Here is a 20,936-nt window from a genome sequence, read left to right as displayed (position 1 = left end):
GGCACCGATGAACCGGCGTCCGGCGATCAAACCGAGACCCGATCTCCGGCCGGATACGGCGAGCCGGGACGACGACAACTTTGACACGGTGACCGACAGTGACGGCGATGCCGGCGTCACTGGACTCACCGGCGTCAGCGTCGACACGCTCTACGATCCGGCACTACCCAGCGAGGCGCTGGGTGACGATGTGGATGATTCCGATCTCGACGAGCCGGTGCCGAATGTCGAAAGACTCGTCGCCCAGGCCGTCGCGCTGGCCGGGGACGACCACGACGCGGCTACCCTGGTCGACCGGTTCTGGCGGTTCGCGCCAGACGAGGAACTGATCGGGTTCACCGCCGAGGAGATGCTCGCCGCCGCCCGGGACCACCGGGACCTGGCCCAGCAGCGGGTGCCGGGTGAGCTGAAGCTGCGCATCCACGAGCCGGCCCCCGACCAGCAGCACACCGTCGTCGAGATCGTCATCGATGACATGCCGTTCCTGGTCGACTCGGTGACCGCCCTGCTCACCGCCCAGCACCTCGACGTCCACATGCTGGTGCATCCACTGGTGGTGGTGCGTCGGGAGCCGCTGGGCAGGCTGATCGAGGTCGCCGCCGACGTCGAGCCCGACGACGCCATCGACGGCGACATCGTCGAGAGCTGGATGCACATCGAGATCGATCCGGTTCGTGACCCGGAGGCCCGCGACCGGCTGCGCGCCGAGTTGCAGCGAGTCCTCACCGACGTCCGCGAGGCGGTGGAGGACTGGCCGAAGATGCGTGAGCGGGCTCTCGCGCTCGCCGACGAGCTGGCCGCCGCCCGTACCTCGGACAACCGGCCGCCGGTGCCGGAGAAGGACATCACCGACTCGGTGGAGTTGCTGCGCTGGCTCGCGCACGAGCACTTCACCTTCCTCGGCTACCGGGAGTACCGGCTGGCCGACACCGGCCCGGAGGCCGGCGGCGAGGGTGACAAGGTGCTGGAGGCGGTGCTCGGCACCGGGCTGGGCATCCTGCGGCAGGACTCCACCCGTCCTCGGGCACTGTCGTCGATGACGCCGGAGGCGCACGACAAGGTGCTGGAGAAGCGCCTGCTGATCATCACGAAGGCGAACTCCCGGGCGACCGTGCACCGCTCCGCCTACCTGGACTACATCGGCTTCAAGATCTTCAACGAAGCCGGCGAGGTGGTCGGCGAGAAGCGTTTCCTGGGCCTCTTCTCCACCGCCGCCTACCGCACCAGCGTGCGGGAACTGCCCGTGGTCCGCCGTAAGGTCGCCGAGGTAATGGAACGCTCGGGGCTGAGCCCGCGTAGCCACTCCGGCAAGGACCTGCTCCAGATCCTGGAGACCTACCCTCGCGACGAGCTGTTCCAGATCAAGACCGACGACCTCTACCATGCGGTCATCGGTGTGCTCCGGATGGCCGGGCGTCGCCAGCTGCGACTCTTCCTGCGCCGGGACGGCTACGGCCGGTTCATCTCCTGCCTGATCTACCTGCCCCGGGACCGGTTCACCACCCAGAACCGGCTGCGCATGCAGGAGATCCTGCTTCGCGAGCTGAACGGGGTCGGGGTCGACTACACCACTCGGGTCACCGAGTCGATGCTCGCCCGGGTGCACTTCATCGTCCGGGCCGATCCCACCAACCCGCCCGGTGAGGTGGACGCCGACGTACTGGCCGAACAGCTGGCCGAGGCGACCCGCCTCTGGGACGACGACTACCGGCTGGTGCTCGAACGCAAGCTCGGCGACGAGCAGGCCAAGCACCTGTTCACCCGGTACGCGGACGCGTTCCCGGAGGGCTACAAGGACGGGCACACGCCGTACGAGGCGATGAAGGACCTGGCCAAGCTGGAGCTGCTGGAGGAGCCTGGCCAGCTGGAGATGCACCTGTTCCGCAAGCAGCACCCGGCCCGGGCGACCGCCAGTGGCTGGACCGCCCCGGAGCCGCCGGACGAGATGGACGTCCGGTTCAAGGTCTACCGGTACGGCGAGCCGATGGTGCTCTCCGCAGTGCTGCCGGTGCTGCACTCCCTCGGCGTGAGCGTGGTGGACGAGCACCCGTACGAGGTGGACCGGATCGACGGCCGGATCTACCTGTACGACTTCGGGCTGCACCTGCCCGAGGGGGCGCGGGAGCTGATCGAGGTACGGGCGCACGTGGAGAATGCCTTCTCCGCCACCTGGCGGGGTGAGGCGGAGATCGACGGCTTCAACGAGCTGGTGCTGCGGGCCGGGTTGACCTGGCGACAGGTGGTGGTGCTGCGGGCGTACGCGAAGTACCTGCGGCAGGCCGGCACGGTCTTCTCCCAGGAGTACATGGAGTCGACCTTCATCGCCTACCCGCACCTGGCCGCACTGTTGGTGGAACTCTTCGAGGTGCGGTTCTCGCCGCTGCTGGAATTGAGCACCGAGGAGCGCAACCTGCGCAGCAAGGAACTGGTGGCCACCGTCGGGCGGGAGCTCGACGAGGTGTCCAGTCTGGACCAGGACCGGATCCTGCGGTCGTACCTGACGCTGATCCAGGCCACCCTGCGGACCAGCTTCTACCAGCGCCGTACCGACGGACGGCCCAAGCCGTACGTGGCGTTCAAGCTGGACCCGCAGGCGATCCCGGACCTGCCGGCACCCCGGCCGAAGTTCGAGATCTTCGTCTACTCGCCGCGCTTCGAGGGCGTGCACCTGCGGTACGGGCCGGTGGCCCGGGGCGGGTTGCGCTGGTCGGACCGGCGGGAGGACTTCCGTACCGAGGTGCTCGGCCTGGTCAAGGCGCAGATGGTGAAGAACGCCGTGATCGTGCCGGTGGGTGCCAAGGGTGGCTTCGTGCTCAAGCAGAAGCCGGGGGACCGGGACGAGGCGGTCACCTGCTACCAGGAGTTCATCTCGGCGCTGCTGGACGTGACCGACAACCTGGTCGGTGGGCAGATCGTGCCGCCGCACGAGGTGGTCCGGCACGATGGCGACGACCCGTACCTGGTGGTGGCGGCGGACAAGGGCACCGCCAGCTTCTCCGACATCGCCAACGAGATCTCCACCTCGTACGGCTTCTGGCTGGGCGACGCGTTCGCCTCCGGCGGTTCGGCCGGCTACGACCACAAGAAGATGGGCATCACTGCCCGGGGTGCCTGGGAGTCGGTCAAGCGGCACTTCCGGGACATGGGCATCGACACCCAGACCGAGGACTTCACCGTGGTCGGCGTCGGCGACATGTCCGGTGACGTGTTCGGTAACGGAATGCTGCTCTCCGAGCACATCCGGCTGGTGGCCGCCTTCGACCATCGGCACATCTTCGTGGACCCGTCGCCGGACTCCGCACGCTCCTATGTGGAACGGAAGCGACTCTTCGACACGGAGCGCTCGTCCTGGGCCGACTACGACCCGACGCTGATCTCCGAGGGCGGTGGCGTCTTCCCACGTACCGCCAAGTCCATCCAGGTGTCGCCACAGATACGGGCGGCGCTGGGCCTGGAGCCCGACGTCGAGTCGATTTCGCCGCAGGACCTGATGAAGGCGATCCTGACCGCTCCGGTCGACCTGTTCTGGAACGGTGGCATCGGCACCTACGTCAAGGCGTCCAGCGAGACCAACGCCGAAGTCGGGGACAAGTCCAACGACGCGATCCGGATCAACGGCAAGGACCTACGGGTCAAGGTGGTCGGCGAGGGCGGCAACCTGGGCTTCACCCAGGTGGGTCGGATCGAGTACGCCCTGGCGGGCGGCCGGATGAACACCGACTTCATCGACAACGCCGCCGGGGTGGACTGCTCCGACCACGAGGTCAACATCAAGATCCTGCTCGGCGCGGTGGTGGCCGACGGTGAGCTGACCGGCCCGGAGCGGGACACGCTGCTGGCGGAGATGACCGACGAGGTCGCCGAGCTGGTGCTGCGGGACAACTACGACCAGGCCCGGGCGATCGGCAACGCGCTGGCGCAGGCCGGTTCGCTGCTGCCGGTGCACCGTCGGATGATCTCCGACCTGGAGCGCTCCGGTCAGCTCAACCGGGAGTTGGAGGCGCTCGCCTCGGACGAGGAGTTGGCTGCTCGTACCGAGACGGGGCTGACCGCGCCGGAGTTCGCGGTGCTGCTCGCGTACACGAAGATCGCCCTGGAGCGGGAGATCCTCGAAGACGGGCTGGCCGACGAGGAGTGGACGGCCGAGGTGCTGGCCAACTACTTCCCGACCCCGCTGCGCGAGCGGTACGCCGACCGGATGGCCAGTCACCGACTGCGCCGGGACATCGTCACCACCGTGCTGGTCAACGAGGTGATCAACCGGGGCGGGATCTCGTTCATCTACCGAGTGGTCGAGGAGACCGCCGCCAGTGCGGCGGACGTGATCCGGGCCTACGTGGTGGTGCGCGAGGTCTTCCGGCTCGGTGCGATCTGGGACGCCATCGAGGCGTTGGACAACCGGGTGCCCACGGAGGTGCAGACCGCGGTCTACCTCGACACCCGGCGGCTGCTCGACCGGGCGGTCCGCTGGCTGGTCACCAACCGGCGCTCGCCGCTGGACGTGCCGGGGGAGATCGGCCGGTTGCGCGACGGGGTCTCCCAGCTTCTGCCGGAGCTGGACAAGCTCTTCTACGGCAGCGAGCGGCAGGCCCTGGAGTCACACGTCGAACTGCTCCTCGGGCGTGGTCTGAACCGGGACCTGGCGGCCCAGGCGACCCGTCTGATGTACAGCTTCGGCCTGCTCGACGTGGTCGAGACCGCCGCCGCGACGGGGCGCGACGTGAACGAGGTCGCCTCGGTCTACTTCGTGCTCTCCGACCGGTTCCGGGTCGACTCACTACTGTCGAAGATCTCGCTGTTGCCCCGTGAGGACCGCTGGCAGACCCTGGCCCGGATGGCGTTGCGTTACGACCTGTACGCGGCGTTGGCGGCGCTCACCGCCGAGGTGCTCGGCTCGACCGCCGACTCCGCATCGGCGGAGGACCGGGTGCAGGAGTGGGAGCAGTCCAACGCGACCTCGGTTGGCCGGGCACGTAAGGCGATGGGCGAGTTCGACGAGTCTCGGGCGGACCTGGCCGCGTTGTCGGTGCTGCTGCGTCAGATCCGTACCCTGGTCCGGACGTCGGCGGCCAGCTGAGTATCGGTCGTACGCACGAGCCGGGGCCCGGAGTCGATCCGGGCCCCGGCTCGTTCCGTTCCCGTCAGGGTACGAGCGTGGCGAATGCGATCACGTTGTTGACGTAGCTGCGGGTCCGCTCGTCGAACTGTCCACCGCAGGTCACCACCCGCAGGGCGGCTTTGTCCGTCGGACCGTAGACGAGTTCGGTGGGGAAACCGGTCTTCGGGTACGACTCGACCCGGTCGACTTTGAACTTGGCGATCGTGCGGTCCTTGCGGGTCACCTGGATTTTGTCTCCGGGCTGCAACGCCCCGAGGCGGAAGAAGACCGCAGGGCCGATCACGGCAGAGTCGACGTGCCCGACGATGACGGAGTTGCCGATCTCCCCGGGGCTCGGCCCCGGTTGATACCAGCCGGCCAGTTGCGCCTGATCGAGCGGTGGGACCTGGATCGTGCCATCCGGGTTCACCCCCAGCGACATGATCTTCGCGGCGACCCCGATCCTCGGGATCGTGATGTCGGTCGGCTCGGATCGGGCGAAGGCGGTCGAGTCGTCGGACAGAAGATCATCCGACCCATCGTCGAACTCGTCGCCGTCCAGCGCCCCGTCGTCGGTGATTGGGTTGAGGTTGGTCGGCCCCGCCTCGGCGCGTGGCTGCGGCGGTCGTACCGGCGGTGAGGTCTTCAGCGCGGCACCGATGAAGCCAGCACCGAGCAGGGCCAGCAGGGCGACGACGGCGGCGCCGACGGCGCGCCACGGTAATCCGTGACGGCCGTCGGCTCCACTCGTCGCCGGCTCAGGCCAGCGAGCCATCGGCCCGCCGCCGCCGCATCAGAACGATGCCGCCGAGAGCGGCCGCCCCCAGCATGCCGACACCGCTCGCAGCCATCCCGGTGTCGGTGCCGCTGGCGCCACCGTCACCACCGTCGACCCAGCCGCGTGGTGCGACGACCAGCTCGCCCTCGCCGCACGAGCCCTTCAGCTCGTACGTGCCCGGCTCAGCGTCCTCCGAGACCTCGACGGTGGCCCAGTACTTCCAGCCGTCCTCCTCGTGGCCCTGGTCACCGCTGCGGTGCTCGTCCTTCTTGCCGTGCTCGTCCTTCTTGCCGTGCTCGTCCTTCTTGCCGTGCTCGTCCTTCTTGCCGTGCTCGTCCTTCTTGCCGTGCTCATCCTTCTTACCGTGCTCGTCCTTCTTGCCGTCCCAGCTGCGCTCCTCCTGGGCGGCTTCCTCGCCGTTTTCCCACTTCTTGCTGTGCTCGCCGTTCTCGCCGTGCTCGCGCTTCTCGCCGTGCTCGCGCTTCTCGCCGTGCTCGCGCTTGGCGTCCTCGGCCGAGGGGTCGCCCTCCTCCGGCTTGGCGCTTCCGCCGGCGTTGCCACCGGATTCGCCGTTGCCGTTCTCGGCTTCCTCGCGGCTCCAGTCCTTCTTGTCCTTCTTCTCGTCGCCGGCGTGCTCGCCCGTCTGGTCGCCCGAACGGCCGTTCTCGTCGACCTTCTTGTCGTCCTTGTTGCCCTCTTCGGCCTGCTTGCGGCCATCCTTGCCGTGCTCGTCCTTCTGGCCGTGCTCGTCCTTCTGGCCGTGCTCGTCCTTCTGGCCGTGCTCGTCCTTCTGGCCGTGCTCGTCCTTCTTGCGCTCGTCCGTCGAGCCGGCGTGCTCACCGTTGCGCTCGGCTTCGGTGCTCTCCTCGGCGGAGTTGCCGTTTTCGTGAGCCTTCTTTTCCTTGTACTTCTTGTACTCTTCGTACTCTCTGTTCTCGTGACGCGAGTCTTCGTGCTTGCGACGCTCATCGCCCTCTTCGCTGGCCTCCGACCGGTAGTCGTCGTGCTCGCGGGAGCCCTGCCAGTCGTCGCTCTTGGGCTTGAGCTGCACCTTGCCGGTGACCTCCGACCACACCCAGGCGTGTTCCTGGGGCGTGTCGCAGACCTCGATGAGGGTCAGCTCATGCCCAGGCTTCGCCCAGTGCGGCTTGGTGTAGACATGGCCACCCTTGTCGCTTCCGTTCGCGCTGTGGGAGCCGCTGTCCGCCAGCGCGATGCCAGGCGCGCAGACGAGTAGGGAGGCGCCGCCAAGCGCCGCGCCAGCGACTACCTTGCCGAGGAACTTCTTAGACATGACTTCCGTCACTTCCTTCCCCTGTTTTTCGTTGCCGCGGACTGCGGCCGAGCCATGACTGACGGTAGCGCTTTCGCGAGCTTTGATCGGATTAATAGACTAATTAGATGAAATAGCTCCACCTACCGGCTTTAGTGTGTTATCGAGGTAAAGCCCTTGCTGTCGGCTCAGTGGCTGATCGTTCCGGTGATGCGTGCTTGGGCAGGATGTGCAGACTCGCCCCTGCGCGAGCCTTTTTTGTGGCGAACCAGTCCTTCTTCACCGGATCGGGGTCTTCCTGCGGGGTGTTGCCTTGGAAGCGCTCCCATGCAAGAATTCGTGCAGTATTGGCGAGGCCACCCCACGCAGTCGGCGCCGAGGGCATCCGGATCCCCGGACGGCATCCGACAACCGGCCACCTGCTATGGCCGACCACTACCTTCGCCTGTCCGGGCCGGGCAGCACCGTCACCCGAATTGCAGCCTTACCGACCGATCAGCGCCGTCGGCGAGGCTGCCGCGCCGGGCTCTGCCGCAGCGGACCCGGCTTGGCCCAAGGAGATCAGTGGCATGAAGCTATGGAGTAGATCGTCTGGACGGTACAAGGCAGCCGCCTTGGCTGGGGCCAGTGGGCTGGTGGCAGCCGGTCTCATCGGCCTCCCGGCCGGCATGGCCCACGCGGCGACGCAGTGCGATGTCGCCTACACGACCAACCAATGGCCGGGTGGGTTCACCGCCAACATCACCATCAAGAACCTGGGCGACCCGATCAACGGGTGGACGCTTGGTTTCACCTTCGCCAACAGCAGCCAGCAGGTGCAGCAGGGTTGGTCGGCCACCTGGACCCAGACTGGCAACCAGGTGACCGCGCAGAACCTGTCGTACAACGGATCGCTGGCCACTGGTGCTTCCACCAACATCGGATTCAACGGCGCGTGGAGTGGGAGCAACCCGGCGCCGACCGCGTTCACCCTCAATGGGGTCACCTGCAACGGCGGTACGAATCCCACCACGCCACCGCCCACGACCACGCCGCCCCCCACCACCCCGCCACCGGGAACCGGTGACCGGGTCGACAATCCGTACGCCGGAGCGCGTGGCTACGTCAATCCAGAGTGGAAGGCCAAGGCGGACGCAGAGCCGGGCGGTAGCCGAATCTCCAACAATCCGACCGGCGTCTGGCTGGACCGGATCGCGGCGATCAATGGCGTGAACGGGGGCCTGGGTCTGCGGGGACATCTGGACACGGCACTGGCCCAGGGGGCTGGCTACATCCAGTTCGTGATCTACAACCTGCCGGGGCGGGACTGTGCCGCGTTGGCGTCCAACGGTGAACTGGGGCCGACGGAGCTGCCCCGGTACAAGACCGAGTACATCGACCCGATCGCGGCGATCATGGCGGATCCGAAGTACCGCAATCTCCGGATCATCAACATCATCGAGATCGACTCGCTGCCCAACCTGGTCACCAATGTGACGCCTCGCCCAACGGCCACCGCGATGTGCGACACCATGAAGGCGAACGGTAACTACGTCAACGGTGTGGGGTACGCACTGGCGAAGCTGGGCGCGTTGCCCAACACCTACAACTACATCGATGCCGGGCACCACGGCTGGATCGGCTGGGACGACAACTTCGGGGCCTCCGCAACCCTCTTCGCCGAGGCCGCCCGGGCATCCGGAAGCACCGTCAACAACGTGCACGGCTTCATCGCCAACACGGCCAACTACGGCATCCTGAAGGAGTCGTACTACACCATCGACAGTACGGTGAACGGCACCTCCGTACGCCAGTCCAAGTGGGTCGACTGGAACCGGTACGTCGACGAACTCTCCTTTGCGCAGGCGTTCCGCGAGCGGCTGGTTACGGCCGGCTTCAACTCCAACGTCGGCATGCTGATCGACACCGGCCGTAACGGCTGGGGCGGTGCCGCCCGGCCCACCGGCCCCGGTCCGCAGACCAACGTGGACACCTATGTCGACGGTGGCCGCCTTGACCGGCGAATCCACCTCGGCAACTGGTGCAACCAGTCCGGTGCCGGCATCGGCGAGCGGCCCACGGCAGCACCGGCTCCCGGTATCGACGCCTACGTCTGGATCAAGCCCCCGGGCGAGTCGGACGGTGCCAGCCGGGAGATCCCGAACGACGAGGGTAAGGGCTTCGACCGGATGTGTGACCCGACCTACACCGGCAATCCGCGTAACAACAACAACATGAGCGGGGCGTTGGGCGATGCCCCGCTCTCCGGGCACTGGTTCTCGGCCCAGTTCCAGGAGTTGATGCGCAACGCGTACCCGCCGTTGTGAGCGGGAGGACCACCAGCATTAGGTGAATAGCAGAAGCCCTGGTACGACGTCGGTCGTACCAGGGCTTCTGAATTATGGAACGGTCTTCTCGATCGCCGCGGGTCCATCCTGCTCCAGTTCGCGCCTGGCCCGCTCGACACTGCGCGGATCCGGATCCGCACCCTGGGCCCGTGCCAGGTCCTCCGGCTCCCAGGGCTGCTCCGCCCCGGTACGGGCGACCGGACCTTCTCGTCCCCGCCCGGTCGGATCGCCGAGCCACTCATCGGTCTTCGGAAAGTCCCCAGGTACCTCCCCGGGTTGCCCGAAATCGGGATTCTCGGGCCGACGGCCGCCACCAGTGACGAACTGGGGGACAGTGGTTTCGTCGTCGATCGCCGCCGCCACCTCCGGAGTCTCCTCCAACGGTCGATCCAGGTCCGGATCATGCTGGGTCATGCCTGCTGCCCTCCTGTCCGGAAACGGCGTTGCTCCTTCCCGGTGGGCTACCCGGGATCGCCCGGTCCATGCCGCAGCAATCACCGGCTCAGCAGTTGATCCAGTAGGTCTCGGTGTCGCCGGATCGCCATCCGCAACTCTTCGGTGTCCAAGTCACCATCCGGCCCCCGACCGATCTCGTCCTTGCGCGCGGTCAGGGCTGCGGTCAGCGAGTCGATCACTTCTTCGATGAGCTGACGGGACTCGTCCACGCTGCCCTGCGGGTCGTCGACGAAGCGTAGTTGGATCTCGCGCCACCGGTCGTGAAAGTCCTGCCCGTCCGCCTCGGGGAAGAGGGTGGGGGCGATGTGTCCGTCCGGCTGCCCCGGCCCACCCGACTCGGGCTGCCGCGCGGATTCGCCGGTATGGGCCGACTCGTCGGACCGCACTGACACCGCCTCGGCCGGCGGCTGGTAGCGGGTCTGCTGTTGGAGCCGGTCCACCTCGTCGTGGTCGCCGCTGACGGTGCCGGCGGTGAGACCGTCACCCTTGGCGACCATGTCCTTGTCCTGGTCGTCGCGCTGCACTGCGCCGGTGCCGCCAGCCATGGCGGAGGCGGCCACCGCCCCGCCGACGGTGGTGGCCCCGAGAGCGCTCGGCTGCGGGGCGGGCTCGTGGAACCGGCCCCGATCCGGGTCATCGGCCAGCTCGTCGAGCCGGTCGGGTCGTACGTCGCGCTCCACCTGTTCGTTCTGGTCGCGGCCGCCTGGAGTGGTGCGGTCGGGGTCGGTCGACTCCACCCAGGCCGTGGTCTCCGCCTGCGTCGGGGTGGTGGCCCACGCTGATCGTCCAGCCGGACGGCCCGGCTGCGGTCCGTCCGGATCGGGCGAATTGGCCGACGCGTCCGGGTAGGGCCGGTCGGTCTGGTCGGCGTCGATCTGGTCTCGGTCCTGAGCCGTGTTGGCCTGCTCCGAGTCCTGGGCCAGATCCGTTTCGACGGCGTCGGTACGGCGGTTCAGCTGGTCCTGGTCTCGCATGGGAATCTCCTCACCGGGTCGGGACGTCCTGGGGGGTGTCCGGACGGTGCTCGTCCGGGTGGCTCTGGTGGGGCCGGGCCGGGGCTGTCGGTCCGGCCGGCTCCGGTTCCTGCTGGTGGGGGTGCCGTACCGGGTCCGTGCCGAGCAGGTCGGCGAAGAGTTCCCGGTAGTGCACGACGGCCTGGCGTAGTTCCTCGGTGCTTGCCTCGCCGCGCTGGTTGCGTAGATGGATGTCGTGCGCCTCGCGATAGCTGGTCAGCGTGCGGGCGTGCTCGACGGAGAGATGGGCGAGTTGGTCCGAGTAGTCACCGGTGGGGTAGCCGCGTTCGGCGATCAGCCGGGTGACCAGCTCATCGGCGGCACCCACCGCCTCGGTCGGCGCGTCGATGAAGCGGGCCTGGATCTCTTCCCAGGCGGCGGTGTAGTGCTGGCGAGATTCCTCGGACAGGGGGGTGATGGTGAGTTCGGCGTGCCGGCGCTCACGGTCGCGCAGTTCCTGTTCGGCGGCGGAGCGGCTGCTCTGCTCGGCGACGACCCGGTCGTATTCCGGGCCAAACCGGGAGCGCAGGGCGCGGCGACGCGCCGACGACCAGACGACGATCGCGATGACCACGACGATGATGATGGCGAGAATGGTGATGGCAATCCCGGTAGGCGACATGTCTCCTCCTTCGCTACCTGGTATTCCCGCTGAGCCCTGATCACCAATCCCGATCCGGGACACTTTCCGACTTCGGTCATTCGTCCATGTCTCGCCTGATCTGGGGCGATGTAGCCCGATGTACCCCGATGTAGCCAGCTAGGTTGCCAGGTGGATCTCGGCAGAATTTGACTCATTCCAGAAGGTAAAATTTGACTCATTCCAGAAAACGAGCTTGGCTGGGGCGATGCGGTTGTCAGGAAGACCAGCTATCAGGAGGAAGCGCATGAGCGAGCCACAAGCCAACAAGCCGACGCTTACCACCCGCCAGGGTCACCCCGTACACAACAACCAGCAGCAGCGCACCGTCGGCTCGCGCGGACCGGCGACGCTGGAGAACTACCACTTCCTGGAGAAGATCAGCCACTTCGACCGGGAACGAATCCCCGAGCGCGTGGTGCATGCCCGCGGGTTCGTCGCGCACGGTGAGTTCGAGGCGTACGGGACGATCGGAACCGGCACCGATGCGGTGCCGGCGTCGACTTACACCAGGGCCAAGCTGTTCCAGACCAAGGGCAAGAAGACCCCGGTCACGGTCCGCTTCTCCACCGTCATCGGTGGCCGGGACTCCTCCGAGGCGGCCCGCGACCCCCGGGGCTTCGCGGTCAAGTTCCGTACCGAGGACGGCAACTGGGACCTGGTCGGCAACAACCTGCCGGTCTTCTTCATCCGGGACGCGATCAAGTTCCCGGACGTCATCCACTCGCTGAAGCCGGACCCGGTGACCTTCCGTCAGGAACCCAACCGGATCTTCGACTTCATGTCGAACACGCCCGAGTCGATGCACATGCTGACCTGGTTGTTCAGCCCGCGCGGCATCCCGGCCAACTACCGGACCCAGGACGGCTTCGGCGTGAACACCTACCGGATGGTCAACGCCGCCGGCGAGGGTGTGCTGGTCAAGTACCACTGGAAGTCGCGGCAGGGGATCGAGTCGCTGACCGAGGAGCAGGCGGCGGCCATTCAGGCCACCGAACTGGGCCACGCCTCGAAGGACCTCTACGAGGCGATCGAGCGCGGCGAGTACCCCCAGTGGGAACTCAACGTCCAGATCATGAGCGACGACGAGCACCCCGAACTGGACTTCGACCCGCTGGACGACACCAAGACCTGGCCGGAGGACGTCTTCCCGCTGTGCCCGGTCGGGGTGATGACCTTGAATCGCAACGTCACCAACTTCCACAACGAGAACGAGCAGATCGCCTTCGGTACCGGCGTACTCGTCGACGGGTTGGACTTCAGCGACGACAAGATGCTGGTCGGGCGGACCTTCTCCTACTCGGACACCCAGCGTTACCGGGTCGGCCCGAACTACCTCCAGCTCCCGATCAACGCGCCCCAGCCGGACGTCCAGGTCAACACCAACCAGGACGGCGGCCAGATGTCGTACGGGGTGGACAACCGGGGAGCCAACCCGCACATCAACTTCGAGCCCTCCTCGGTGGCGGGCCTGCGGGAGGCTGACGAGTCCTACCGGGAGTACCGGCCGCACGTCTCGGGGCAGATCATGCGGGCCCCGATCGAGCGGGAGAACAACTACGCCCAGGCGGGCGAGCGGTTCCGCACCATGCCCGAGTGGGAGCGGGACGACCTCGTCAAGAACATGATCAACCTGCTGGGTCAGTGTGACAAGCACATCCAGGAGAAGATGGTCTGGCACTTCAGCCAGTGCGACGAGACGTACGGTCGGCGGGTTGCCGACGGCCTCGGTCTGACGGTGACCGGCGGGTTGCCGACGACCTCGGCCTGACGGTCACCGGCTTACCACTTGCGTCGATCAGGGCGTCCCCCGTGCGGTCACCGTATGGGGGACGCCCTGTTGTATCTGCCCGCCGAACGGTGCGACCGGGTGGTCCTGTCCAGGCAGTGACCGGTCTGCCCGGAATCGAACTTGGGGCTCTGGTAGTGCTTACGTTTCCGATTACGTATCCTGCCGAGGGCGTACGCCCGTGAACCCCGACTCAGGTCGGAGCCCGCGGACCGTTCCGGCTCGGTGTTACTGCCGCCATACCCCTCCGGCGAGGTCCGATTGAATACCCGCAACTGGCCGATCCGCTCGAAGGTCATCACGCTCGTCGCCGTGCCCATCGCCGCCCTGCTGGCGTTGTGGATATTCGCGACCACACTCACCGTCGGACCGGCGCTGAGCCTGCTCAACACCCGCCAGCTGCTCAACGAGGTGGGGCAGCCGGGCGAGGCGTTGGTGGTCGAGCTACAACGGGAACGGCGGCTCACCACGATCTATTTGGCCGGATCCGGGCAACTGCCATCCCTGGCCGAGCAGCGGTCCCGTACTGACCAGGCGATCGCCGACTTCCGGCGGCGGGCCTCTCATGCCGACGTACGTGACGTCGCGGGTGACCTGCTCAACGAACGGATCGCGCAGTCGTTCACCGCGCTGGAAGCGCTGGCCCCCGGTCGCATCTCCGTGAACCAGCGCAAACTCGACCGCCCGGGTGCCGTGGGCCTGTACAGCGCCACCATTGATTCGATCTTCATCGCGTTCACCGCGATGACCGCCCTGCCCGACGAAGGGCTCAACCGCGAGGCCCGGGCGGTGATCGCGCTCATCCAGGCCCGGGAGAAGCTCAGTCTGGCCGACGCCCTGCTGGCCGGTGCGTTCACCGCCGGGAAGTTCGCCGACGGCGAGTTCAACGGCATCGTCCAGGCCATCGGCAACCAGCAGATCCTGTACGCCTCGGCCGTGGCCGAACTGCGGCCCAGCGACCGGGTCGCCTATCAGAAGATGACCGAGGCTGCGGAGTTCATCCAGCTGCGTGGACTGCTGGAGCAACTGGTCAGCCGGGGCCGGCCGACGGCCGCGCCGCCGATCACCGCCGCCAACTGGCAGCGCAGCCACGACCCGGTCCAGGAACAGCTGCGGACGTTCCAGCTGACTGCGGCCGACACCCTCGTCAAGCGCACCAAACCCATCGCCAACCGCATCCTGGCCCAGCTCGGCCTGGCCGGGGTCCTTGGTCTTGTCGCGATCGTCGCCTCCGTGATCATCGCCCTGCGGATCGGTAGCTCACTGGTACGTCGGCTGACCGCACTGCGGGCCATGGCCCTGGACATGGCCGAGGAACGCCTGCCCGCCATCGTCAGCCGGCTACGTCGGGGTGAGGAGGTCGAGGTCACGCGCGAGGCCCCGCCGATGGACTTCGGCACCGACGAAATCGGCCAGGTGGGGCACGCGTTCAGTGACGTGCAGCTCACGGCGATTCGCTCCGCCGTCGACGAGGCCGCCCTGCGTCGTGGAATGAACGAGGTCTTCCTCAACATCGCCCGGCGGAGCCAGACCCTGCTGCATCGGCAGTTGGCGTTGTTGGACCGGATGGAACGGCGGACCGAGGAACCGGAAGAACTGGAAGACCTGTTCCGGGTCGACCACCTCTCCACCCGGATGCGCCGACACGCCGAGGACCTCGTCATTCTTGCCGGAGCGGCCCCCGGGCGGGGCTGGCGCAACCCGGTCCCGATGATCGACGTGATCCGGGGCGCAATCTCCGAGGTAGAGGACTACGCCCGGGTCGACATCGTCACCGTGCCGCCCGCCGCCATCGCCGGCCGGGCAGTCGGCGACGTCATCCATGTGCTCGCCGAACTGATCGAGAACGCCGCCTCCTTCTCCCCACCGCAGACCCGGGTACAGGTCACCGGCCAGATGGTGGCCAACGGTTACGTGATCGAGGTCGAGGACCGGGGACTGGGCATGACCCCCGAGGCCATCGAGGACGCCAATCGACGGCTGGCCGACCCGCCCGAGTTCGACCCCGCCAACAGCGCCCGGCTCGGCTTGTTCGTGGTGGCACAGCTCGGGGCCCGGCACGGCATCCGAGTACGACTGCGGCCGTCGCCGTACGGCGGAATCACCGCGGTGGCCCTGGTGCCCGGCGGTCTCGTGACCACCGAGCCACCTGCGGTTCCCCCGTCCCGGTCCACCGCGCCCGCCGCAGGCGAGCCGGTTGGCCCACGGTACGGGGCAGGGGCGGAGGACTCCCGAAAGGCGCGACTGGCTGTGGTGCCAGACCGCCAGCCGAGCCGATCCGCCACCCCGGTGCTGACCCCGGACGGACTGCCCAGCCGGCGTAGCGCTGCCCCGGCCGGCGCATCGAAACCGGATCCGGCGGTATCCCCAGCCGCTGAACCCGGCATCGGTGACGCCGGCCAGGCCAGCGGCGGTCCTGACCTGCCCGGCTCCACCGCCCGCCCGGTGCGCGCGGTGGGCGACGACGGACTGCCCCGGCGGGTCCGGCAGAGCAGTCTCGCGCCGCAGCTGCGGGCGGATCGGACCGATGCCGCCTCAGCGACCGGAACGGCGGCAGGGGCAAGACCCGACGAACCCGCACCCCGCGCGCCGGCCGAGGTCCGGACGTTGATGTCGGCGTTGCAGGCCGGTACCGCGCGGGGGCGGCAGGAATCCGGCTGGCCAGCCAACGCCCCGACTCCAGCCCGACCGGAACCGTCGGCCTCCGTTACCCCATCGGAGCCGTCGGCTTCCGCCTCCTCACCGGAACCGTCGGCTTCCGCCTCCTCACCGGAACCGTCGGCTTCTGTTGTCCGGCCGGAACCGTCTACGCCGACAGCGATCGACCAGCGGAGTGCGGCGAAGTCCGTTCCCGCTGACCCCGATGACTCCCCGGTCGCCGACCTGGGATCCACCGAATCTGGAAGGGACGCGTAGTGGTACACACGACGAGGCCGGCCGCGAATCTCGACTGGTTGCTCGACGATCTCGTGGATCGCGTACCGACCGCGCGGCAGGCCGTGGTGCTCTCGGCGGACGGCCTGCTGATGGGCTCGTCACGAGACCTGAGCCAGGAGGACGCCGAGCACCTGTCCGCGATGGCTGCCGGCTTCCAGAGCCTGGCGAAGGGCGCGAGCCGACACTTCGCGGCGGGTCCGGTACGGCAGACCGTCGTCGAGATGGAGTCGGCCTACCTGTTTGTCACAGCCGCCGGTCAGGGCGCCTGCCTGGCCGTGCTCAGCGACGCCGAGTCCGACATCGGGCTGATCGCCTACGAGATGGCGATGTTGGTCACCCGAGTCGGGCAGAACCTGTCCGCGCCGACTCGAAATCCCACGGAGGGTACCGATGACGCGGGCTGAGCCGCCCGTACCCCATCACGACTGGCTCGACGACGACGCCGGGCCGGTGGTCCGGCCGTACGCGATGACTCAGGGGCGGGTACGGCCGGCCACCGGCGGGTTCGACCTCGTGGCGTTCGTGGTGGCGGTAGCTGCCGCGAAGGAGGCCGGGGGCCAGTCGCACCGACAGCTACAGCCGGAGCACCGGATGATCATCGAGTTGGCCCAGGAACCGCTCTCCGTCGCCGAGCTCTCCGCCCATCTCGACCTGGCGCTGGGTGTGATCCGGGTGCTCCTCGGCGACCTGCTCTCCGCCGGTCTCATCGAGATGCACGAGCCTCCGGCGGAACAGTTTCCCGACGACAACATTCTCAAGGCGGTGGTGAATGGACTCCGGGCGCTCTGACCGGAACGGATCCGGTCAGCGGATCCCGCTCGCTCTGAAGATCCTGATCGCCGGTGGCTTCGGGGCGGGTAAGACCACGCTGGTCGGCGCGGTCAGCGAGATCCGGCCGTTGCAGACCGAAGAGGTGCTGACCAGCGCGAGTGTCGACACCGACGATCTGTCCGGGGTTGAGGAGAAGAACACCACCACGGTGGCGATGGACTTCGGCCGGATCACGATCAACGAGGATCTTCAGGTCTACCTGTTCGGTACGCCCGGCCAGGACCGGTTCTGGTTTCTCTGGGACGAGTTGGCCTTCGGGGCGCTGGGGGCAGTGGTGCTCGCCGACACCCGCCGACTCGCCGACTGTTTTCCGTCGATCGACTACTTCGAGCAGCGGGGTACGCCGTTCGTCGTTGGGGTCAACTGCTTCGAGGGGGCGCAACGGTTCACCACCGAGGCGGTGCGTACCGCCCTCGATCTTGACCCGGACGTGCCGGTGGTGCTCTGCGACGTTCGGCAGCGCCAGTCGGGTAAGGCCCTGCTCATCGCGCTGGTCGAGCACGTCGCGCAGCGTCGGGGCGAGCCGGTTCCGGCCGGCTGATCGCGCTTTCCGGGTTAGGAACAGGTTAGGAAGGGCCCCTTCTTATCGCTTTTTGCCTAGGAAGGGGCCCTTCCTAACAACTCAGCTGCCGAGCGGCTGCCCGCATCCTCTGCTTGGATCAAGGACGGGAGCACACCCGACGGGTCGAGGAGGGGCACCGGATGGCCGGCAGTGGCGAGCTCGTCTATATCGGCTGCTACACCAAGGAGAGCGGTGGCGGCGGGCAGGGCATCGTGGCCGCTCACCGCGACCCGGTGAGCGGTGCACTCGACGTACTCGGCACGGTGGCGATCACGCCGTCGCCGTCCTTCCTCGCCTGGCATCCGAGCCTGCCGGTTCTGTACGCGGTCAACGAACTGGCCGAGGGCCGGGTCAGTGCCTGGGCGGTGGCGGATGACGGGGCGCTGACCGGACTCGGTACCTGGTCCACCGGGGGTGTCGAACCCTGCCATCTGGCGGTCGCACCCGATGGGGCGCAGTTGTTCGCGGCGAACTACGGCAGCGGCAGTGTCTGCGTACTGCCTCTGGACGAGGCGGGGGTGCCGGGGGAGCGCACCGATCTGGTGGCCCACGAGGGGCACGGCGCGGACCCGGAGCGCCAGGAGCAGGCACACGCCCACATGGTCTCGCCCGAGCCGCAGGGCGACGGGTTACTCGCGGTGGATCTGGGGAGCGACGCCATCTACCGGTACGACGTGGACCCGGCCGCCGGCCGGCTGCTGCCCCGGCTGCCGCCGGTACGGACCGACCCCGGCACCGGTCCCCGCCATCTGGTGCGGAATCCCGACGGACTGCACTGTCATGTGGTTGGCGAGCTGGACGCGACGGTGACCACGTACGGATACGACCTCGGCGGGACGCTGCATGAGCGGGGTCGGGTCGCGGCCAGCACCCGGACCGGTAAGGTCCAGCCCTCCGAGATCGCGGTGCGACCCGATGGGCGGTTTCTCTACGTCGCCAATCGAGGGGTGGGGACGGTGTCGGTGTTCGCGGTGGCAGAAGGAACGCCGAGTTACGTCACCGAGGTGGACACCGGTGGCAGTTGGCCCCGACATTTCGCGATGGTGGGCGACCATCTCTACGTTGCGGACGAGCGGGCGAACGCGATCGGGGTCTTCGCGGTGGACCCGGGGACCGGGGTGCCCACGCCGGCTGGTGACCCGGTGCCGGTGTCGAGCCCGACCTGTGTCCTGCCGCGGCGGTGATCGGTGTAGTCGTACTGACCCCGTTTATCGGATAGGCAAAGAACATAGGCAAATGCCGGAATGTGCAGGCGAATAGTAGTCGTTTAACTACCTGTAGCTATGAGACCTGGTGAAAGTGTTACTGGTGCGTAACATTCGGGTGAGGGCTCGTGGCAAGGCCTTGACCAGGTACGCAAGATGGTCTCGTGTCTGGTCGCCACCGTAATACCAAGAAGCTCCGCAGAGCACGAGCCGTCGCTGCTGCCACGGCCCTCGTCGTCGTCGCCACGGGAGCATGGTTCGGATACCGGTGGCTTTCCGGCCCAACCTGTACCGGCGAGATTCGACTCAACGTGGCCGCCGCCACCGAGATCGCCCCTGCGGTGAGCGCCGCCGCCGAGAAGTGGACGGTGGACGGCGCGGCGGTCAACGGTACGTGCGTGGCGGTCGACGTGGTCAGTGCCGACCCGGTCGACGTGGCGGGGAAGGTAGCCACGCAGCACGGCGTCACCCTGGCCGGCGTTGGCCAGGCCAGCGGCGCCGCTGAGCTGCCCGACGTGTGGCTGCCGGACTCCTCGACCTGGTTGACCCGCCTGCGTACCGCCGGGGCGTCCGGGTTCACCCCGACGAACGGCGGGTCGGTGGCGCACAGCCCGGTCGTGGTGGCGATGCCGGAGCCGGTCGCCCGCCGGTTGGGCTGGCCGTCCGCCCAACTCACCTGGGCGGACCTCCTCAAGCAGGTGACCACCGGCTCCGGGCTGCGGGCCGGCACCGTCGACCCGGCCCGGGACCCGGCCAGTCTCTCCGGGTTGCTCGCGCTGACCCGTGCCGCTGCCGCCGGGTCGGATGCGGCCGAGGCACGGGCGACGACCACCGCCGTTTTGCGGGCGCTGGCCACCGGCGGTTCGGTGCTGCGGCAGGATCTGATCGCCCGGTTCCCGCGCGCGTCCGACGCGTCGTCCATCGCCTCCGCGCTCAGCCTCGCCGCCCTCTCCGAGGAGAACGTCATCGGCTACAACGCGGTGGATCCACCCATCCGACTCGCCGCGCTCTATCTCGACCCGACTCCGATGGGAATGGACTACCCGTACGCGGTGATGCCGGGTAGCCCGCCGGCGAAGGTCGCCGCCGCCGAGGCGCTCTATGCCACGCTCCAGGGCAAGGGCTTCCGCGACCTACTCGCCGCGCACGGGCTGCGCGCCCCGGACGGCACCTGGGGGGACGGTTTCCGGGCCCCGCAGGGCGCGCCGAGCACCGTCCACACCCCCCGGCCCGGAACGCCCGGTGCCACCCCGGCCACCCCTGGCGGTACGGCGGGCACGAGCAGCCCGGACCCGACCGGTACGGCCGATGGAACCCTCGATCCGGTCCTCATCGACCAGGCGCTCTCCACCTGGACCGCGGTCACCCAGCCGGGCCGGATGCTCGCCGTCATCGACGTCTCCGGATCGATGCGGCAGCGGGTGCCCACCGCCGGGAATGCCACCCGGCAGCAGGTGACCGTGGCGGCTGCCCGCCGTGGGCTGGCGCTCTTCGACGACTCGTGGTCCCTCGGTCTGTGGACCTTCTCCACCGACCTGGTGGGGGAGCGGGACTATCGCGAACTCGTACCCATCGGACCGTTGAGCAGCCAACGCGGCCGGCTGGAGGGCGCGTTGCGCGAGGTCACGCCGAAGGAGAATGGCGGGACCGGCCTCTACGACACCGTGCTCGCCGCCTATCGGGCCGTGCAGGACGGCTGGGAGGCGGGTCGGGTCAACTCGGTGGTGCTGCTCACCGACGGACGTAACGAGAACTCCGATGGCATCAGCGAGCAGAAACTTCTGACCGAACTGAAGCGGCTCGCCGATCCGGAGCGCCCGATCCAGGTGGTCATCATCGGTATCGGCGGTGACGTCAGCCGGGACGAGCTGGAGGGCATCACCAGGGTCACCGGTGGTGGGGTCTTCGTCACCGCGGATCCGGCGAAGATCGGCGACATCTTCCTCAAGGCCATCGCACTCCGCCCAGCCCCACCGCGCTGACCCCGGTCCGCGCCCTGATCGCCGCTGCCGCAGACACGGCCACCC

Annotated in this window: 14 protein-coding genes; 9 read left to right on the top strand and 5 right to left on the bottom strand. The window is 68.0% G+C overall.

Translation table 11 applies throughout. From position 1 onward, the window contains the following. The first annotated feature begins 7 nt into the window (after positions 1-7). Positions 8-5,077: an NAD-glutamate dehydrogenase gene (locus ACWDV4_RS00840; RefSeq protein WP_449973748.1), complete on the top strand. Its 5,070-nt coding sequence runs from the start codon at positions 8-10 to the stop codon at positions 5,075-5,077. Positions 5,078-5,141: 64 nt separating this feature from the next. Here ACWDV4_RS00840 and ACWDV4_RS00835 read toward each other — a convergent pair whose 3' ends face one another. Next, positions 5,142-5,873, bottom strand: a complete 732-nt coding sequence (locus tag ACWDV4_RS00835; RefSeq protein ID WP_449973746.1) for a class F sortase — start codon at positions 5,871-5,873, stop codon at positions 5,142-5,144. After that, entirely contained in the window at positions 5,857-7,182 is a 1,326-nt protein-coding gene (locus ACWDV4_RS00830) for a hypothetical protein (protein WP_449973744.1), read from the bottom strand. The genes ACWDV4_RS00835 and ACWDV4_RS00830 overlap by 17 nt, the downstream gene beginning before the upstream one ends. Positions 7,183-7,718: 536 nt before the next feature. Here ACWDV4_RS00830 and ACWDV4_RS00825 point away from each other — a divergent pair. Next, positions 7,719-9,455: a glycoside hydrolase family 6 protein gene (locus ACWDV4_RS00825; protein WP_449973743.1), complete on the top strand. Its 1,737-nt coding sequence runs from the start codon at positions 7,719-7,721 to the stop codon at positions 9,453-9,455. 72 nt (positions 9,456-9,527) lie between these two features. Here ACWDV4_RS00825 and ACWDV4_RS00820 read toward each other — a convergent pair whose 3' ends face one another. From ACWDV4_RS00820 to ACWDV4_RS00810, 3 genes are all read right to left on the bottom strand, one after another. Continuing rightward, on the bottom strand, positions 9,528-9,890 hold the full coding sequence (locus ACWDV4_RS00820) for a hypothetical protein (protein ID WP_449973742.1): 363 nt from the start codon (positions 9,888-9,890) through the stop codon (positions 9,528-9,530). Between the two features lie 80 nt (positions 9,891-9,970). Beyond that, positions 9,971-10,906, bottom strand: coding sequence for a hypothetical protein (locus ACWDV4_RS00815; RefSeq protein WP_449973740.1), 936 nt, complete (start codon positions 10,904-10,906; stop codon positions 9,971-9,973). Between the two features lie 10 nt (positions 10,907-10,916). Beyond that, positions 10,917-11,567 (bottom strand): hypothetical protein, encoded by a 651-nt coding sequence (locus ACWDV4_RS00810; protein WP_449973739.1) that lies wholly within the window; start codon positions 11,565-11,567, stop codon positions 10,917-10,919. 265 nt (positions 11,568-11,832) lie between these two features. On the opposite strand from ACWDV4_RS00810, the gene ACWDV4_RS00805 reads away from it, so the two are divergent. From ACWDV4_RS00805 to ACWDV4_RS00775, 7 genes are all read left to right on the top strand, one after another. Continuing rightward, the gene (locus tag ACWDV4_RS00805) at positions 11,833-13,356 is read left to right on the top strand and encodes a catalase (RefSeq protein WP_449973737.1); all 1,524 of its coding nucleotides are present in this window, start codon (positions 11,833-11,835) and stop codon (positions 13,354-13,356) included. Positions 13,357-13,635: 279 nt separating this feature from the next. Continuing rightward, complete coding sequence (locus tag ACWDV4_RS00800) at positions 13,636-16,290, top strand: nitrate- and nitrite sensing domain-containing protein (protein WP_449973736.1); 2,655 nt, start codon at positions 13,636-13,638, stop codon at positions 16,288-16,290. Further along, positions 16,290-16,715, top strand: coding sequence for a roadblock/LC7 domain-containing protein (locus ACWDV4_RS00795; RefSeq protein ID WP_184536181.1), 426 nt, complete (start codon positions 16,290-16,292; stop codon positions 16,713-16,715). The genes ACWDV4_RS00800 and ACWDV4_RS00795 overlap by 1 nt, the downstream gene beginning before the upstream one ends. Further along, entirely contained in the window at positions 16,702-17,100 is a 399-nt protein-coding gene (locus tag ACWDV4_RS00790; RefSeq protein ID WP_449973735.1) for a DUF742 domain-containing protein, read from the top strand. The genes ACWDV4_RS00795 and ACWDV4_RS00790 overlap by 14 nt, the downstream gene beginning before the upstream one ends. Continuing rightward, positions 17,081-17,683, top strand: a complete 603-nt coding sequence (locus ACWDV4_RS00785; RefSeq protein WP_449973734.1) for a GTP-binding protein — start codon at positions 17,081-17,083, stop codon at positions 17,681-17,683. The genes ACWDV4_RS00790 and ACWDV4_RS00785 overlap by 20 nt, the downstream gene beginning before the upstream one ends. A gap of 161 nt (positions 17,684-17,844) precedes the next feature. Continuing rightward, complete coding sequence (locus ACWDV4_RS00780) at positions 17,845-18,888, top strand: lactonase family protein (protein WP_449974123.1); 1,044 nt, start codon at positions 17,845-17,847, stop codon at positions 18,886-18,888. Between the two features lie 185 nt (positions 18,889-19,073). Beyond that, the gene (locus ACWDV4_RS00775; protein ID WP_449973733.1) at positions 19,074-20,891 is read left to right on the top strand and encodes a substrate-binding domain-containing protein; all 1,818 of its coding nucleotides are present in this window, start codon (positions 19,074-19,076) and stop codon (positions 20,889-20,891) included. Positions 20,892-20,936: the final 45 nt, after the last annotated feature.

It is taken from the genome of Micromonospora sp. NPDC003197, assembly GCF_053590565.1.
This window is presented reverse-complemented; position numbering and strand designations above follow the sequence as displayed.

Bases quoted from the DNA above. Each gene is read 5' to 3' on its own strand.
- ACWDV4_RS00840 (WP_449973748.1), top strand. From the start codon at position 8: ATGAACCGGCGTCCGGCGATCAAACCGAGACCCGATCTCCGGCCGGAT.
- ACWDV4_RS00835 (WP_449973746.1), bottom strand. From the start codon at position 5,873: ATGGCTCGCTGGCCTGAGCCGGCGACGAGTGGAGCCGACGGCCGTCAC.
- ACWDV4_RS00825 (WP_449973743.1), top strand. From the start codon at position 7,719: ATGAAGCTATGGAGTAGATCGTCTGGACGGTACAAGGCAGCCGCCTTG.
- ACWDV4_RS00820 (WP_449973742.1), bottom strand. From the start codon at position 9,890: ATGACCCAGCATGATCCGGACCTGGATCGACCGTTGGAGGAGACTCCG.
- ACWDV4_RS00815 (WP_449973740.1), bottom strand. From the start codon at position 10,906: ATGCGAGACCAGGACCAGCTGAACCGCCGTACCGACGCCGTCGAAACG.
- ACWDV4_RS00810 (WP_449973739.1), bottom strand. From the start codon at position 11,567: ATGTCGCCTACCGGGATTGCCATCACCATTCTCGCCATCATCATCGTC.
- ACWDV4_RS00805 (WP_449973737.1), top strand. From the start codon at position 11,833: ATGAGCGAGCCACAAGCCAACAAGCCGACGCTTACCACCCGCCAGGGT.
- ACWDV4_RS00790 (WP_449973735.1), top strand. From the start codon at position 16,702: ATGACGCGGGCTGAGCCGCCCGTACCCCATCACGACTGGCTCGACGAC.
- ACWDV4_RS00785 (WP_449973734.1), top strand. From the start codon at position 17,081: ATGGACTCCGGGCGCTCTGACCGGAACGGATCCGGTCAGCGGATCCCG.
- ACWDV4_RS00780 (WP_449974123.1), top strand. From the start codon at position 17,845: ATGGCCGGCAGTGGCGAGCTCGTCTATATCGGCTGCTACACCAAGGAG.